The sequence below is a fragment of the Collibacillus ludicampi genome (assembly GCF_023705585.1).
Lineage (GTDB): Bacteria > Bacillota > Bacilli > Tumebacillales > BOQE01 > Collibacillus > Collibacillus ludicampi.
The window spans coordinates 2,701,748-2,719,137 of record NZ_BOQE01000001.1 but is presented as its reverse complement, the minus strand read 5'-3'; the positions used below and the strand labels follow the sequence as shown (position 1 = coordinate 2,719,137).

Sequence of the window (17,390 nt, the reverse complement as noted above, 5' to 3'; positions counted from 1 at the left end):
CCTCCAAGCTAGATCGAAAGAATACTTGCCAGGTTATATAATGACAATTCGGGCTTATGAGGAGTAGAAAGAGCTTCTTCAATATCAACAGCTTTCAAGACTCCCCCCTGAATCCCGATCATCTTTTTTCCTTCCCCTTTCAGGAGTAACTCAACCGCCATGTCACCCATGCGTGAAGCCAGTGTACGGTCGAATGCGGTCGGTGAACCTCCACGCTGGATATGACCAAGAACGGTTACGCGTGTTTCCCAGCCAGTCGCTCTATGAATTTCTTCGCCAATTTCAAACCCTTTTCCTGCCCCTTCCGCCACGATAATGATCGAATGGCGCTTTCCACGTGAAACACCTCTTTTCAGCTTGTCAATGATTGCTTGCAGATCGAACGGTTCTTCCGGTATCAAGATCGATTCGGCACCTGCAGCCAATCCAGCCCACAAGGCAATATCCCCGGCGTGACGCCCCATTACTTCTACAACATACGTCCTTTCGTGCGATGTAGCGGTATCACGGATTTTGTCGACTGCTTGGATCACCGTGTTGACTGCAGTGTCAAACCCTATTGTAAAATCTGTGCACGGTATGTCATTATCGATCGTCCCCGGAATCCCGATCGTCTGCACCCCAAGCTCAGCCAATGCTTTGGCTCCTCGAAAAGATCCGTCGCCCCCGATCACGACCAATCCTTCGATTCCCTGTTCCCGAAGCACTTTCAGCCCTTTTTGTTGTCCTTCTTTAGTTTTAAACTCTTCACATCTTGCAGTATACAGAATCGTGCCTCCCCGATGGATGATATCGGCAACTGACCCGAGATCCATTGGAACAAGGTCTCCAGAAATCAAACCCGTGTACCCGCGTTTGATCCCTATCACTTCGAGTCCTCGATAAATCGCACTTCGAACCACGGCACGAATCGCCGCATTCATTCCAGGTGCGTCTCCTCCGCTTGTCAGTACAGCGATTTTTTTCATATCCTCTCCATCTCCCTACTCAAAAATCTATGTGCATGCGTAATGCTTAGCGATCATACCTTGTGGAGATCGTCTCAAGCTATGAGACAATATTTGTCCCGCCGGGACAAATATTGTCCATGTAAGATCTAAAAGGTGGCGGTCCCTATTCCTGAAATCAGGTATAGGGTATTCCGCCTTACAAAACTCTATGTGTATGAAGGTTTTTCAAAAAGTCCTTTTCGTCTTTTTTCGCATATGCTCTTACACTTCCGTAAACTGCCCCATCGCTTTGAATTTCTGATACCTCTGTTCTAAAAGTTCTTCATCCGACAATTGAAGAAGTTCACGGAAAGCGGAATGCAACGTTTCACGCATGTTCCGTATCACCTGTTCGGGCGCTTTCTGAACACCGCCGAGGGGTTCCTCGATGATGCCATCGATGAGACCGAATTCATACAAATCAGGTGCGAGGATTCTCATTGTATTCGCCGCCCGTTCCGCTTGCGTGGCATCTTTCCATAAGAGTGCAGCCGCCGATTCGGGAGAAATCACCGAATAATACGCGTTTTGCAGCATATATACTCGGTCGGCTACACCAAGACCGAGAGCCCCTCCGGAACCTCCTTCCCCAGTGACGATTGAGACGATTGGCGTTTTCAATCCCGCCATCTCCAGCAAGTTTCGCGCAATCGCTTCACCGATTCCGCGCTCCTCGGCAGTCATCCCGGCATACGCGCCGGCTGTATCAATGAAGCATAACACCGGCCGACGAAACTTTTCCGCCTGTTTCATCAATCGCAACGCTTTGCGATAGCCTTCTGGATGAGCCATACCGAAGTTGCGATAAATATTCTCTTTCGTATTGCCGCCACCTTTTTGGTGACCGATGACGGTGATCGGCATGTCCTCAAATTTGGCAATGCCGCCCACAATTGCAGGGTCATCGCCAAATGTACGGTCACCATGCAATTCGATAAAATCGGTGCATAAACTCTTTATGTAATCGAGCGTTGTGGGGCGCTCCGGATGTCTGGCGATCTGAATTCTTTGCCATGGGGTCAACCCTCCGTAGATCGTCCGCTCCAATTCGGCCGCTTTTTGTTCAAGCTTTGCCACTTCTTCGGAGAAATCAATCCCTTTCTCTTCCGTGAAACGCTTCAACTCCTCAATCTTGTCACGAAGTTCCAGCAGGGGCTTTTCAAATTGCAATTCAGCGGGCATTAGGTGCCCCCCCTATACGATGCATTTCCAATATTTTCGCCAACGTATGTTTCATCTCCTTGCGGTGAACCACTTTGTCCAGCATTCCGTGTTTCAAGAGGAACTCCGCCGTTTGAAAATCGTCGGGCAGTTTTTGACGAATCGTCTGTTCGATCACACGCCGACCTGCAAATCCGATCAAAGCTCCCGGTTCAGCGATATTCAAATCTCCGAGCATCGCGAACGAAGCGGTGACACCGCCTGTCGTCGGATGAGTAAGTACCGCAATATAAGGCAACCGCGCATCCCCCAATTTGCGCAGGGCGGCGGAAATCTTCGCCATCTGCATCAACGAAAACGTACCTTCCTGCATTCTGGCCCCGCCGGAAGCCGTGAACAGAATCAAAGGATACTTCTTCTCAACTGCCCGCTCGACCGCACGCGTGATCTTCTCGCCCACTACCGAACCCATGGATCCCATGATAAAGCGCGAATCCATTACACCGATGACCACCGGGAAGCCTTCCAATGTACCTTCCCCTGTTACTACCGCTTCTTGGAGTCCCGTACTCTCTTTCACCGCTTCGAGCTTTGCAGGATAATCGGGAAAGCGCAACGGGTCGACCGATGTCATTCCCGCATCATATTCGAAAAAATGTCCTTCATCCAACGTCCATTGTATACGCTCAGGAGCGGATAATGGAAAATGATACCCACAACGAGGACAAGTCTTCAAATGCTTATCCAACTCTTTTGTGAGCAACAATTCTCCACACTTCTTGCATTTGGTCATAATCCCTTCAGGGATTGACTCTTTGCGAGGCGCCACATCCTGAGTGGACAATGTCGCATATTTTACTTTCTTTTGAAATAGGTCTTTAAGCACACTTCCACCTCTCATACCTTACCTGTGTGAGGAATGCAATATATCCTTCAACACTTCTTGTACTTCATCGAGCTCCGATTCGGGTACAAGAATTTCATATTGTTGTTTCGCGATGTTGGTTTGCCGGAGTTTCACAAGGAAACCTTCTTGTGTCAGCTTTTCTTGAATGCGTTCAGCCGTTTTGGCGTTGGGAGCAATATAGATTACCGTCCACATACAAGAACTCCTTCCAAAAAACCATCCCCCAAATTTTCATTCATCATATCACAGGTAAGACAAGGGGTGCAAGAAAGCGCAGCCGCTCTATCAACCATTATAGCACGCCGTATAAAACCAGTACTAGCATACATATCGAAGATATTAACTTTGTCCGTTCCGATGTGCAATTCTCGCCGATGCGGCCGCGGCGATTCCCGCCACCAAATCATCGAGAAACACGTGGATGCCCGATCCTTTAACGTTCAATCGTTTAAGAATTCCAAGTTTTTCTTTATCGAGATAACCGAATGAAGTAAGACCAATCGAACCATATACATTGGTGATGCCAAGAGCAAGAATCTCGTCCACTCCGTATAGCGGTTCATCCGAATTCATTATCGATTGCAAAGGCTCGGGGAGGAGATTCTTTTCCGCCAATTCATCCAATGCAATTCCCGTGTAGAGCGCATGTTGTACTTCCCGCTTCGCCAAGACGCGCATGACACTGATTTGGCACTCTTCTTGTTTCAGATCGGGATGATACGGTTTCTGCAGCGTGTAGACGATATCGACAATATCGTCCACTTTGACTCCGCGGCTCTCTAACAATTGCACAACATTCATGTGCATGGGTAGCCCTCCTTGCCCTTGAGGATACTTCCATGCTATGAATGAATGTCCCGATGTTTGACTGTTTTTTTCTTGACAACACTGTCCGGGCCAAGAATTCGTTCGACTCCCGAGAGAAACTCCTGTGTCCCGGAGACACGGTCGGATATCTCTCGTGCCGTACGGTTCCGCGTATAAAAAAGAGTGACGGGCAGCGTACCGGGATTCTTCGCGAACCAACCTTTCAGCGCCTGCAACTTCCCGTCCCTTTCATCATCCGGGGTCACGCGAATAAAAATCATCGGGTGCTCTTCCGAATGAGGGTTTTGATTCCGAGACGGCGTTCGACCGCCAGCTTCCGGTTTGTCATCCTCCGTCTCCAGGCTGAGCGGGCGGATGTCGAAGGCAACCAACTTACATCCTTCGTCTTGTATTTGCAAGCGGCATCTCATGTCGATCATCGCTTCTTCTTGCAGAATTGGCGAATGCTTGGCATAGACGGAAGGGAAGACAACCACCTCACACGCGGCCGTCAGATCTTCCAAGAGGATAAACGCCATCGTCTGCCCTTTTTTGGTTTGAATCACCTTGAGATTGCGGATGATACCTCCCACCCGAATCGATTGGCCGTCCTCATACTCGGAAAGTTCGGATAGACGAACGGCGAAGCGATCAAGAATATTCCTGAATTTTTCCAAAGGATGGGCGCTCACATAAACACCGAGTAACTCTTTTTCCATCTCCAGTCGTTCCTGATCCGAAAAATCTTGGACGGGCGGAACTCGTAAATCAGGTGTCTCATGCATATCCTCCATGAGACCAAACAGACTGATTTGCGAATTATCCAACTCCCTTCTTAAACGAGTTCCCTTATCGAACGCATCGTCAAGCGCGAGCAACATGCCCTTCCGCGATTGCCCTGTCCAATCGAACGTACCCGCGCGAACGAGGTTTTCCACCACCCGTTTGTTACAGACTCTCAAGTCCACACGACGGCAGAAGTCCAACAGATCCCTGAATTCCCCCTTGCGCCTAGCATCGAGAATGGACTGAATGGCAGCCGTCCCCACATTTTTAATCGCCGCAAGAGAGAAGCGGATTTGACCCTCTTCAACGGTAAAACGATGACTGCTCTTGTTTACGTCCGGCGGTAACACGGAAATCCCCATTCTCTTGCATTCTTCCACATATTGCGCTACCTTCGCGGAAGAGAAAAGCCAGGAAGTAAGCAATGCGGCCATGAATGCAGCCGGGTAGTTCGCTTTCAGGTAGGCGGTGCGATACGCAAGGATCCCGTAGGCAACACCGTGAGATTTGTTAAATCCGTAATCGGCAAATTTTACGATCCAATCATAAACCATATGGGCAACCTTTTCATCATGCCCCTTTTTTATACAGCCCTTAACAAAAATCTCCCGTTGTTCATCGAGAATCTCGCGTTTCTTCTTGCCTACCGCACGGCGCAACAGATCGGCTTGACCCAGAGTAAAGCCCGCCATTTCGGAAGCGATCTGCATGATTTGCTCTTGGTAAACGATTACGCCGTATGTATCTTTCAAGATGGAAGCCAGACTTGGATGAGGATACTTGACTTGCGTTTCCCCATGTTTCGCTTTGATAAAGGCTGGGATATTTTCCATTGGACCAGGGCGGTACAAGGAGATCACGGCAAAGATATCTTCAAAGTGAGTCGGACGCAGTTCCCTCAAGACGAGTTTCACGCCGGCCGATTCCAATTGGAAACAGCCATCCGTATCCCCTCGTGACAATAAGGCGAATGTCTTTGGATCATCCATCTCCATCTTGGAAAAATCGAGCTTGATCCCTTCACTCCGTTCGATCTCCTCGCATGCGTGATTGATGATAGAGAGCGTCCGCAATCCCAGAAAGTCCATCTTTAAAAGGCCGACCGCTTCGAGATCCTCCATAGCGTATTGGGTGACAACCCCGCCATCCGCCCCCTTTTGTAAAGGCACATAGTTCGTCAACGGCTCTTTGGCGATCACGACACCTGCCGCATGGATCGACGTGTGACGCGGGAGACCTTCAATCGCTTTCGCCCTGTCTATAACTAGACGAACCTTCTCGTTCGTCTCATACAAATCGCTCAATTCCTGTACGGACGCAAGCGCTTTGTCAATCGTCGTGCCGACCTTATGGGGAATCAACTTGGCGATCCGGTCGATTTCCTGTGGGGTAAGGCCCATGACCCGACCGACATCTCTGACGGCCGCCCGCGCAGCCATCGTTCCGTACGTGATAATCTGTGCGACACGGTCATGACCGTATTTGTGGGTGACATACGCGATCATTTCACTGCGGCGTTCATCCAAGAAATCGATATCGATATCCGGCCACGAGACCCGCTCCGGATTCAAAAAGCGTTCAAACAGAAGTCCATAACGCAACGGATCGACATCCGTAATCCGCAGCAGATAGGCCACAAGGCTTCCGGCAGCGGAACCTCTGCCCGGCCCTGTCGTGATTCCGTTCTCATGAGCAAACCGCATAAAATCCCATACGATGAGAAAATAGCCCGCGAACCCGAGGTGTTGAATGACACGCAGCTCATGTTCGAGACGACTGACGATCTCCGGTGTGGGCGCGCCGTATCTTTCGCGGATCCCCTGTTTGCACAGATGGGCAAGGTATTCGTTCTCGTCAAACCCTGCCGGCAGATCGAAAACAGGTAGGTGGGTTCTGCCCAGTTCCAGATCAACCTGACAACGTTCTGCAATTTTGACCGTATTTTCGATCGCTTCAGGTATATAACGGAAACGTTCAATCATTTCCCGTTCGCTTGTAAGATACTGTCCGTCCGTTTCTGCACGTCTCCGCGACGGATCATCCAGCGTTTTGCCTTGGCCGATGGCAAGCAGAATATCATAAACGGGCGCATCTTCTCGCTTCAAATAATGCACATCGTTTGTAGCCACAAGACCTAGACCCGTTTCGCGGGCAAGATGGATGAGGTGTTGATTGATCTGGCGTTGCATAAGCAGTCCGTGATCTTGCAGTTCGATAAACAGATGGTTCTTTCCGAATATGGCAACGAGCTCATGAAGCGCGGCGCGTGCACCTTCTAGATCACCCGCAGCGACGCGGGCAGCCACTTCTCCTTCCGTTCCTCCTGTTAACGCGATCAATCCTTCCGCATGTGCAGCGAGCATCGCCTTATCGACAAGCGGACGCATGAAACGGGACTGGAGATGGGCTTTCGATACGAGCTGCACAAGATTCCGATAGCCGGTGACCGTTTCTGCCAAGAGAACTACATGATAAGGGGTCACGTTGGCACGATGATCGGTCGTTGCCTCATTCGTTACGTGAACGACACAACCGATGATCGGCTTGATCCCTCGTTTGATCGCTTCTTTATAAAAAGGAATCACGCCATACATCGCCATGTGATCGGTGATGGCGATAGCGTTCATCCCGTAGTCCTGAGCCAACCGCATGAGCGCTTCAATCCGGCAGGCGCTTTCAAGAAGGCTGTATTCTGTATGTACATGCAAATGGACAAATGATGTTTGCATGAGAACAGTTCCTTTCTAATCCCCCATGTCGCTTGAGCGGCGCCATCAGAGGATGAAAAGTTCTTGTTTTGAAACAGAAGTTTAAAGCTGCCACAAGAAACGGAGTGGCTTTTGGGTGGGTGTAATGCTTTGCGTGAGACAGCGACTTTGGAGGTCGTATCGCTTCCTTTATGGTCGTGAGGGGGTATATGCTTTGCGCTCATGCTCCGTGAAGGTCGTCTCGCAACATTTGATTAAGATTCCATGCGAGACGACCTTCACGGAGCATGAGCGCAAAGCATATACCCACTGAGACGACCTCCACGGAGCGCGAACGCAAAGCATACGCCCGCCAAACTACACATTTTTCTAGTTGGTTTCAACCAACGAAAAAGAGAGCGTATGTTCGCTCTCTATTATATCCGATTCTATAAAAGCAAGACATAGCTCACATTTCCATCCTTAACGATCTAACACCTGCGCGGTAAAAAGCGCCTTGCCCATGAGTTCACCGCGATGATAAATTTGCACATCCGCTTTTCCCGATTTGCGCCCGATATCGATGACCTCTGCACGCACTTGGATGGTGCTCTCGATCTGAATCGGCTTCAGGAAATAGACCGATACGTTCTCGACCACGAGGTCAACATTTTTTATCCGGCGAATCGCTTGACTGCCCGCTTCACTGATCAATATCATCAAAACTCCTGTAGAAACGCCCCCCAGTTGATTCGTCATCTGAGGGGTCACTTCCCCGACGAGTGAAACTGCCTTGTCTTCCGAACGATCGAGTGAAAAATGGGTCAAGACGATATCCTGGATCGTTTGTCCCACTTGCGGCTGTTTCTGAATATATTGGAGTGCTTTAATCACATCTTGGCGGGAGATCACGCCGACCAGTTTCCTTCCGTCAACGACGGGCAATAGTTCGATCCCTTCCCAAATCATCATGTGAGCGGTAGAAGCAACGGATGATTTTGGGGAAACGGTAATCGGATTCTTCGTCATCACCTTCTCGATGGCTACGTCATTCGTTTCGCCGGATACGTCTTTCGTGGTAACGATACCGACGATTCGGTCGTTCGCATCCAATACCGGAAAACGGGAATGTCCCGTTTGCTCCACGAGTTCCTGCCAATCGGCAACTTGCTGGCCAACCCGCATGATCACAGGCTGATTGTCTTTGCGCAAAATATCTTCCACCAACAAAATATCTTTCTTGATCAAACGGTCATAGATCGCCCGGTTGATCATGGAGGCGATCGTAAATGTATCGTATGCGGAAGAGATCAAAGGCAATTCCAACTTGTCCGCCAACTCTTTGACTTCCGGAGTGGCGTCGAATCCGCCCGAAATGAGCACGGCGGCGCCGTGTTCTAAGGAAACTTTATGGACTTCATTGCGATTGCCTACAATTAATAAGGAGTCGCGGTCGATGTAGCGGATCATCGCATCCACTTCCATGGCGCCGATCACAAATTTATGCAGGGTCTTATGCAACCCTGCAGATCCACCAAGGACGGTTCCGTCTACGATATTTACCACTTCCGCAAACGTCAGACGATCGATGTCTTTCTTTTGTTGTTTTTCGATACGAACAGTTCCCACACGTTCGATTGTCGAAACAATCCCTCTAGTTTCCGCCTCCTTGATGGCACGATAAGCCGTTCCTTCAGAAACGTCCAGTTCTTTGGCAATCTGGCGAACCGAAATTTTTGATCCGACTTCTAATTCTTCAATATATTTTAAGATTTGCTCATGTTTTGTCAGCATATAGTAAAATCCCCCGTCCGACTCATCTTGCCCTCATTATAACGATTCGAAGAAATCGGTTCAATCGATGGATGTAGCTTGTATCATAGCCCAATTTCGTTCGGGCCTTCGTGATATCGATCCATGTATGTAAGGATCGCCCGGTTGTGCGGGCAAATGTTCAATTTTATTCAAATTCCCCTCTTCCCAAAGCGAGGTATCGCATGCCCGCTGACCTGATATCATCCGGATCAAACATATTGCGTCCATCCAATAAGACGGGATGACGCATGTGGCTGGCCGCTTCTTTCCAGTCAATGTTTGAAAATTGTTCCCAATCGGTACATAAGATCACCGCGTCTGCTCCTGAAAGGGATTCTGTAGTCGTCCGACAAATCGTAACTTTTTGTTCATGCGGCCAAGGAGTTTGGTTCCGTGTTTGAATCGTCGGGTCAATAATGCGAATCTCCTCGCATTCTTCTAATAAGTGATTCACGACCTGTATGGCCGGTGATTCCCTTTGGTCATCCGTATCGGGTTTAAACGTCAATCCCAGAATTGCAATCTTCCACGGTCTTTTTGCAATTTTCTGAAGAAGACGATTCAATTTTTCCGTATAGAAGTTCGGTTGTGTTCGGTTTATATATTCGACCGCTTCCAATATCTTCGAATCAGCACCTAACTCTTTCGCCGTGGCGATCAGCGCTTTGAGGTCTTTCGGAAAACATGAACCGCCAAAACCGATTCCCGCTCGTAAAAACTCGCTTCCGATCCGCGAATCCATCCCCATTCCCCGCGCGATTTCAACCACATCAGCCCCCGCATGTTCTGCAATGCGTGCAATTTCGTTGATAAACGAAATTTTTGTTGCCAAAAATGAATTGGATGCATACTTTATCAACTCAGCCGTTTCCCAATCTGTAACGAGTAGGTTACTCTGCATAGATTCATAGATTTCCTTCACGATTTGGATGGCCTTTTGACTCTTCCCTCCGATAACTGTACGATCCGGGTGCAACATATCTTGGAGAGCATTTCCTTCACGCAAAAATTCCGGATTGGAAATCACATCAAACATGTGAGGATTGCCAATCTTGTTTCCCAAATAATCGGAAAACCACCGGTTCGTGCCCACAGGTACAGTACTTTTTATAACGATGACTTTATATTCATGAATCGAACATGCAATGGTATCAGCTACCGATTGCAGAAAGCGCAGATCAGCCGTTCCATCTGCGCGCGATGGCGTACCAACCGCGATTAAAAGTACCTGGTTGTCTTTAACGGCTTGGTAGATATCGGCTGTGAAATTCAACCGCCCGGTTTCTAACATAGAAATCAGAAACTTGTCGAGTCCCGGTTCGACAAACGGAAGAATTCCTTGTTTTAACTTCTTCACTTTTGTGATATCGATATCTGCAGCTGTCACATGATGATGCAAGGAGGTCAACACAGCTGCCGTTGTTGTTCCCACATACCCGGAACCGATCACCGCGATCTTCATGTTTCGCCCCCCTCCCTTCCAACGATACTCTCGTTTGTTATGATGATAGCAAAGGGCTGCAAATTCACCCCTTGGTTACGCGAAATTTTTTGTTCTATAACGCGTCACCTATATAAATTTTTGAATGATCACCCAGGTTCACTTGCAAAGAGCGAGGATATGCACCCCCTGCATAATCACCTCTGTTCCGATAATACTCTCATCGATACGCTGCGGAATGTTCATGATATGCGCCCGATCAAGCACGATGCTATTTTCAATCTCACTTTCCTCTATAAGGACATCGTTACTTATTGATGTGTATGGCCCTATATATGAACGGATAATCTTCACACCATTACCGATCTTTACAGGTCCCCGAATGACCGAATCGATCACTTGTGTATCCTTTCCGATGACAACGGGGCCTTCAATGGAAGAAGATTCAATGTTCACTTGATTTTCGTAGATCTGTTCGTGAAGTTGTTGAAGTACACGTCGGTTGCATGAGAGCAAATCTTTGGGCTGCCCCGTGTCTTTCCACCAATCGTTCGTTATCATGAAGGTCACTTTATATTCTCTATCGATCAAATGTTGAATCGCATCGGTTAATTCATATTCCCCTCTGGAAGAAGGCGTCAATCGATCGATCATCGAAAAAATGGTAGACGTGAAAAGATATACACCTACAATCGCAAATGAACTCGGAGGATTTTGAGGTTTCTCTACCAAACGAATGATTTGATTTCCTTCAAACTGGACGACGCCAAATTGTTGAGGATTGGATACGCGACTCACTACGAGTAAAGACTCTGGTTTCTCTACATAAAATCGTTGAACCAGTCCTTCCAACTCTCCATCATAGAAATTATCCCCCAAAAACAACAAAAAAGGGTCATCTTGAATAAAAGAGCGGGCTGCACGAACCGCGTCCGCTAATCCTTTCGCTTCTTTCTGTTCAATGTAATTCAAGGATAATTCCACATGTCCATCGCCCAAAACCGATTCAAAGTGGGGTCGGAAGTGAGGAGGAACCACGATTCCGATTTCCCGGATCCCCGCCTTCTTCATCTTATCGATCGCATATTGTATCACCGGTTGATTGGCAATCGGAAGCAGATGCTTAGGTTGCGAGTAACTGTAAGGCCGCAAACGCGTCCCCTTTCCGCCACATAAAATCAGACCTTTCACGCAAATCCTCTCCCGCCTGAACTTGCAACTTTTGTAAAGTCATATCCTTAACAGGGTATGAAACAGGGAAAGAGTGACGGCACGACTTTCTCCCATCGACAGGCGCCCTTTTTCGAAATCCTTACAACATGCGCTTGAAGTACAAGTCAATTTCCTGGTGGCATGCATTGGGAACAAACCCCGAATAGCGCTCCACATCGATACGAAACCCTTGATCAAACATCTTGCGTAATTCATGGACGGAATAATGACTTCTGTTTCCCGCCCGGTTGTGAAAAACATTCTGCACCACGTTTAACGGGTTACAGAATGTAATAGATTGTTGATTACACATGATGAAATTTTTTTGACTCACAAATCGGTTCGCATAAGCGGCAAGTCCGCTTTCCAACGTATTTGGATTGGAAAACTCCGTTTGAATGAGTAAAGGTAATATGTCATCCACCCTGTAGAGAGAACTGGATACTTCCAGTGGATATGCGAAATCATATTCCGCTTGTGTCCAATTATATTTTAAAAACCCGTGATCAACCGCAAGAAATGCAGGCAGCTTTTGCTTGCGAGCAAGCGGATAGCAATAATCGGTGTTATTTCCAAGTCGCAAGGAAAAACCCAAGACATCATGATGGGTTTCTAAACTGTGGATCAGATCCATCACGGAAAAATCTCGGACAAATAGATTGTCATCAACGAGAAAAAGAACATAGGGGTAATCTGCCACGCTTGAAAGGAGTTCGCTCTTAAATTCATGTTCCTTTATGAATTCCACTGTGTCATAAGTACGGATGAGTTCATGATATTGATTTTCCATGTAAGGATTAGAAGTGGTATAAAGAACCTTCAGAACGAGCTGTTGGTGATCCCGGCAGTGAAGCATAAGGGATCTGATGGTGGCATCCAATTGCATGGCTCTATCCTTGCTGAAGATTACGCCGACGACTTTGTTTAACTTGCCCTTTTCAGCATCCATGATCGCTCCACACCTTCCGGTTGAGTTCTCCCCCTTCATTCGTATGAGTCCGCAAATCTTTTTGCTACTTCGGTTTATTCACACTCTTTACTGGTTTCATTTTTTGTTTGCCTCCCATAGTCTATATCGAGTTCAAAGGATTCATCTCAACTCGTTTGGAGGAACGACATGGATCAGTTGAAAGGGAAAAGAATCATGGTCACAGGGGGATCCGGTTTTCTTGGTTCCCACGTTGTCGATAAATTAAAGAATTGCGGTTGCAAGGATATCATCATCCCACGTAGCAGTCAGTATGATCTACGTAACCAGTCGACTTGCTTTTCTTTAGTAAGGAGTACAAAGCCGGATTTGATTCTACATCTTGCCGCTTCTGTAGGGGGAATCGAAGCAAACCGAAAAAATCCGGGGAGTTTCTTTTATGACAACTTGTCTATGGGGCTCCATTTAATCGAGTCTGCCCGCTTAGCGAATGTGGAAAAATTCGTAGCTCTCGGCACCATCTGTTCCTATCCCAAATTTGCTCCTATTCCTTTTAAGGAAGAAGATTTATGGGAGGGATATCCTGAAGAAACAAATGCCCCTTACGGTTTGGCCAAAAAAATGTTGCTCGTTCAGTCGCAAGCGTATCGAAAGCAATACGGCTTTAACTCGATTTTTTTGCTTCCCGTCAATCTGTATGGACCCAGAGACAATTTTGACCTGGAAACCTCCCATGTGATACCCGCTTTGATCCGCAAATGTCTGGAAGCGAGAGAACATGGAAAAGATCATATCACCGTCTGGGGAAGCGGGAAAGCGACGAGGGAATTTTTATACGTTGAGGATGCAGCAGATGCCATCCTTCTGGCAGCGGTTAGATATAACGGGGAGGATCCGGTCAACATCGGAACGGGAGAAGAGATTTCCATTCAGTCCTTGGTGAAATTGATTGCGGAGAAGACCGGTTATACAGGGAAGATTTTCTGGGATGTCAGCAAACCGGATGGTCAACCCAGAAGATGTTTGGATGTCACGAAAGCAAAAGAGCTCTTTGGATTCGAGGCGAAAACCCGTTTGCCTGAAGGACTGGAAAAAACAATCGCCTGGTATATGGAACATCGAGAATATGTGAAGTAAAAAGGAGATTCGATTATGTCAGAAGAATTGGCGCGTAACATCGAGCGCGTGACGAAAATCATTCTTGATCACAATGGTCTCGTTGTGCGAAATGGACCATTTGCAGGAATGCGGTACGTAGAACAATCAAGCGGCAGCGCATTTATGCCCAAAATTATCGGATGTTATGAGGAAGAGTTGCACGATATTTTGAATCGTCATGTTTTTAAGACAGACTATGACAGAATCATCAATATAGGCTGCGGAGAAGGTTATTATGCCATTGGACTCGCGTTACGGCAACCTGGAACAATCGTATATGCTTTTGATATCAATCCTGATGCGCGTAAGCTCTGTAAAGAATTGTCCACCGCGAATGGGGTAGATAAAAGGATCATCATTGATGGAGAATGTACTCGTGAACGATTAGGTCAGTTGTCCCAGTCTGGACGATCGTTCATCATGTGTGATATAGAGGGATTCGAACTGGAATTGCTCCAACCTGATCTTATCCCAGGCCTTCGCTCCTGTGACATCCTTGTTGAACTCCATGATTTTGTGAACCGGGACATTACCCCCAGTATTCTTTCACGATTTATGAAGACCCATGATATTTCATTGATTCACGGTAAGGAAAGAAATCCGTTCTCCTACTCCGTACTCAATATTCTTGATGCAAAGGATAAGGACCTCGCAGTCTGTGAATTTCGCCCGGAAATGATGAAATGGGCATTCATGAAGAGAAAAGAGAATATAAGTTGGTGGGTCGATCCTGTAACCAAAGCTTTATGGAAGGAAGTTTCTCCTGGTCAATACGAAAAAGCCTGAGATCATTAAGATTTCAGGCTTATTTATTTACCTGCAGCTCTTTTGGTTTTTCGTTTCGATGAATTCCATACTCGGTGGATCTTTCAACGTTTCATGATCAAGAGTGAATGGAGCATGTTGTTGTTTCTCTACTTCTTCCCATGTCATACATAGACGAATAATATCTTCTTCGATCAATTCACTCCCCATTTGTATTTCAATCATTTCCAGATCGCTGATCGCCTTGATTCCGTGTTTTGAACCGACTGGAATGTGTAGAACATCGCCCGATTGAATCTGCCTGAACGCTCCCTCCAGTACGAATACACCTTCTCCTGAGATGACCGTCCAAACTTCACTTCTTTTCTTGTGCATTTGATAACTTAAATTTTTCCCTGCTTTAATCACGACTTTTTTCGTCAATACTTCATTTCCGTCTTCAAGTTTGGTGTAATCCAATACACGGTACCATCCCCAACGCCGCTCTTCGTACATGGGCCTTTGTTTGATATCATTGATTAACTCTTTCACCTTGGAACTTGCCGCTTTATCCGTCACCAATATGCCATCCGGACATGCCGCCACGACAAGATTCGATACTCCCGTTACGATTACGGGAATATCCAATTCGTTCATCACATGGGTATTCTTTGAATCATTACTGATTATCCCTTTCCCCAACAGAAAAGTATCCATCTCCTCGGTCAATGTGTTCCAGGTTCCGAGATCTTTCCATTTTCCGTCGTAGGGAAGCACAAGACGGCGGGCTGCTTTTTCGACGACTTCGTAATCGAAACTGATTGCAGGCAATTGTGAATATTGTTTTACCAAATCATAATACTCCGTTGAATATCCCTTTTTCTTGAGCAAAGAAATCATGTAATCGAGTGTAAAAGCGAATACCCCGCAATTCCATAAGGCTCCTTGTTCGATCAAATGGTTCGCCTGATCTTCCTTAGGCTTCTCGATAAACTGGATTACGGTCTTATACGTGTGTGCGCAATCAGTCCCTGCATTTGGATCAGGTACAATATATCCGTATTTCTCGGATGGATAAGTAGGCTTGACACCTATAAGTGCAATATCGGCTTTTTCTTGGTGAATCATGTTTTCCAATTGTATTACTTTTCTAAAAAAAGTGTCCTCAACAAAAGGGTCTACAGGGAGTATGCAGATCACCTCATGTACATCTACCTTGACTTGTGAGTATAAATAAACAGAAGCGAGTACGATCGCAGGGAATGTGTCACGCCGTTCCGGTTCAATGATCAGCGGAATTTTATTACCCAATTGAGTTTGTATCAGTTCCACTTGTGACTGACTGGTAGCCAGGAACGCTGATTCAGCCAGATTTACTCGCTTTAATTGATTCCATACTCTTTGCACCATCGACTCCCGTTCATTCTTTTCATTTTTTAAAACCTTTAAAAACTGCTTGGATCTCGCATCACTGGACAGAGGCCATAATCTTTTTCCGGATCCACCGGACAATAGTATGACTTTCATCGCCTACTCCTTTGATAAAAAGATGCCTGTTATAAATGGCAGCCCCTTTTCATTTAATGTGTATAAACCCTCCGGCTTGCAAATACTGTGCCTTTCTCGCCTCGTTCAAGTCATGTTCCACCATTTCTTTCACCAGTGACTGCAGATCGTAATTGGGTGTCCAACCCAATTTTTTCCTCGCCTTTGTTGCGTCTCCTAATAAAACCTCCACTTCCGCTGGTCTGTAATACCTCGAATCTACCGCAACGATCTCTTTTCCGACAGGAAGCTGAAATTGTGGATCATGGCAAGCAATTACGTATCCTCTCTCTTCTTCCTTCTGCCCTTTGAATTCAATCTCAATGCCGAGATGGGCGAATGCCATTCTCACAAATTCCCTCACTTCTGTCGTCATTCCCGTTGCGATTACAAAGTCTTCGGGTTTTTCTTGTTGGAGAATCAACCACATCGCTTCCACGTAATCTTTTGCATGTCCCCAATCCCTCTTGGCATTCAGATTGCCCAGATACAATTGTTCTTGCAGTCCCAAGGCAATTCTCGCTACCGCCCTCGTGATTTTACGGGTGACGAATGTCTCGCCGCGAATGGGACTTTCATGATTAAATAGAATTCCATTGCAAGCAAACATTCCATATGCTTCCCGATAGTTGACCGTAATCCAATAGGCATAGAGCTTGGCAACCGCATAAGGGCTTCGAGGGTAAAAAGGAGTATTTTCGTTTTGCGGAACCTCGCGAACAAGACCGTAGAGTTCTGACGTCGAGGCCTGATAAATTTTCGTTTTCTTGTCCAGACCGAGGATTCTGACCGCCTCCAGGATCCGCAGTGTCCCAAGGCCATCCGCATTCGCTGTATATTCCGGTGTATCGAAGCTCACATGTACATGACTCATGGCCGCCAGATTATAGATTTCATCCGCTTGTACCTCTTGAATCAACCGGATTACATTTGTCGAATCTGTTAAGTCACCATAATGCAAGAAAAATTTTACATCCTTTTCATGAGGATCTTGATAGAGGTGATCAATCCGTTCTGTATTAAAAAGAGAACTTCTCCTCTTCAATCCATGCACAATGTAGCCTTTATTCAATAAAAATTCGGCGAGATACGCTCCATCTTGTCCCGTGATTCCAGTGATCAGCGCGACTTTGCTCATCATTTACCTCCATTCTCCGGCACAAGAAGTTACCTATATCAAGGCATGAATATACTCAAATCCATACATTTA

Annotated in this window: 14 protein-coding genes; 2 read left to right on the top strand and 12 right to left on the bottom strand. The window is 46.8% G+C overall.

Translation table 11 applies throughout. The features are described from left to right. Positions 1-8: 8 nt before the first annotated feature. From pfkA to DNHGIG_RS13735, 10 genes are all read right to left on the bottom strand, one after another. The gene (gene pfkA / locus DNHGIG_RS13780) at positions 9-968 is read right to left on the bottom strand and encodes a 6-phosphofructokinase (RefSeq protein WP_282200134.1); all 960 of its coding nucleotides are present in this window, start codon (positions 966-968) and stop codon (positions 9-11) included. Between the two features lie 243 nt (positions 969-1,211). Further along, positions 1,212-2,171: an acetyl-CoA carboxylase carboxyltransferase subunit alpha gene (locus DNHGIG_RS13775; protein WP_282200133.1), complete on the bottom strand. Its 960-nt coding sequence runs from the start codon at positions 2,169-2,171 to the stop codon at positions 1,212-1,214. Continuing rightward, complete coding sequence (accD, locus tag DNHGIG_RS13770) at positions 2,161-3,036, bottom strand: acetyl-CoA carboxylase, carboxyltransferase subunit beta (RefSeq protein WP_282200132.1); 876 nt, start codon at positions 3,034-3,036, stop codon at positions 2,161-2,163. The genes DNHGIG_RS13775 and accD overlap by 11 nt, the downstream gene beginning before the upstream one ends. 18 nt (positions 3,037-3,054) lie before the next feature. Further along, the gene (locus DNHGIG_RS13765; protein WP_282200131.1) at positions 3,055-3,252 is read right to left on the bottom strand and encodes a glutamate decarboxylase; all 198 of its coding nucleotides are present in this window, start codon (positions 3,250-3,252) and stop codon (positions 3,055-3,057) included. Positions 3,253-3,396: 144 nt separating this feature from the next. Continuing rightward, entirely contained in the window at positions 3,397-3,864 is a 468-nt protein-coding gene (locus DNHGIG_RS13760) for a phosphatidylglycerophosphatase A family protein (protein ID WP_282200130.1), read from the bottom strand. A gap of 35 nt (positions 3,865-3,899) precedes the next feature. Continuing rightward, positions 3,900-7,379, bottom strand: coding sequence for a DNA polymerase III subunit alpha (locus DNHGIG_RS13755; protein ID WP_282200129.1), 3,480 nt, complete (start codon positions 7,377-7,379; stop codon positions 3,900-3,902). Positions 7,380-7,820: 441 nt separating this feature from the next. After that, the gene (locus DNHGIG_RS13750) at positions 7,821-9,131 is read right to left on the bottom strand and encodes a DRTGG domain-containing protein (RefSeq protein ID WP_282200128.1); all 1,311 of its coding nucleotides are present in this window, start codon (positions 9,129-9,131) and stop codon (positions 7,821-7,823) included. Between the two features lie 166 nt (positions 9,132-9,297). Further along, positions 9,298-10,614: a UDP-glucose dehydrogenase family protein gene (locus DNHGIG_RS13745; protein ID WP_282200127.1), complete on the bottom strand. Its 1,317-nt coding sequence runs from the start codon at positions 10,612-10,614 to the stop codon at positions 9,298-9,300. A gap of 138 nt (positions 10,615-10,752) precedes the next feature. Then, on the bottom strand, positions 10,753-11,784 hold the full coding sequence (locus DNHGIG_RS13740; protein WP_282200126.1) for a glucose-1-phosphate thymidylyltransferase: 1,032 nt from the start codon (positions 11,782-11,784) through the stop codon (positions 10,753-10,755). Positions 11,785-11,905: 121 nt separating this feature from the next. After that, positions 11,906-12,754 (bottom strand): hypothetical protein, encoded by an 849-nt coding sequence (locus DNHGIG_RS13735; RefSeq protein ID WP_282200125.1) that lies wholly within the window; start codon positions 12,752-12,754, stop codon positions 11,906-11,908. Between the two features lie 168 nt (positions 12,755-12,922). On the opposite strand from DNHGIG_RS13735, the gene DNHGIG_RS13730 reads away from it, so the two are divergent. Both DNHGIG_RS13730 and DNHGIG_RS13725 read left to right on the top strand, forming a co-directional pair. Next, the gene (locus DNHGIG_RS13730) at positions 12,923-13,870 is read left to right on the top strand and encodes a GDP-L-fucose synthase family protein (protein ID WP_282200124.1); all 948 of its coding nucleotides are present in this window, start codon (positions 12,923-12,925) and stop codon (positions 13,868-13,870) included. Positions 13,871-13,885: 15 nt separating this feature from the next. After that, complete coding sequence (locus DNHGIG_RS13725) at positions 13,886-14,677, top strand: methyltransferase (protein ID WP_282200123.1); 792 nt, start codon at positions 13,886-13,888, stop codon at positions 14,675-14,677. 27 nt (positions 14,678-14,704) lie between these two features. Here the strand turns inward: DNHGIG_RS13725 and DNHGIG_RS13720 are convergent, their stop codons facing one another. Continuing rightward, a complete protein-coding gene (locus tag DNHGIG_RS13720) occupies positions 14,705-16,162 on the bottom strand; it encodes a sugar phosphate nucleotidyltransferase (protein WP_282200122.1) in 1,458 nt (485 codons plus the stop codon). Between the two features lie 49 nt (positions 16,163-16,211). Continuing rightward, positions 16,212-17,318: a GDP-mannose 4,6-dehydratase gene (gene gmd / locus DNHGIG_RS13715; protein ID WP_282200121.1), complete on the bottom strand. Its 1,107-nt coding sequence runs from the start codon at positions 17,316-17,318 to the stop codon at positions 16,212-16,214. Positions 17,319-17,390: the final 72 nt, after the last annotated feature.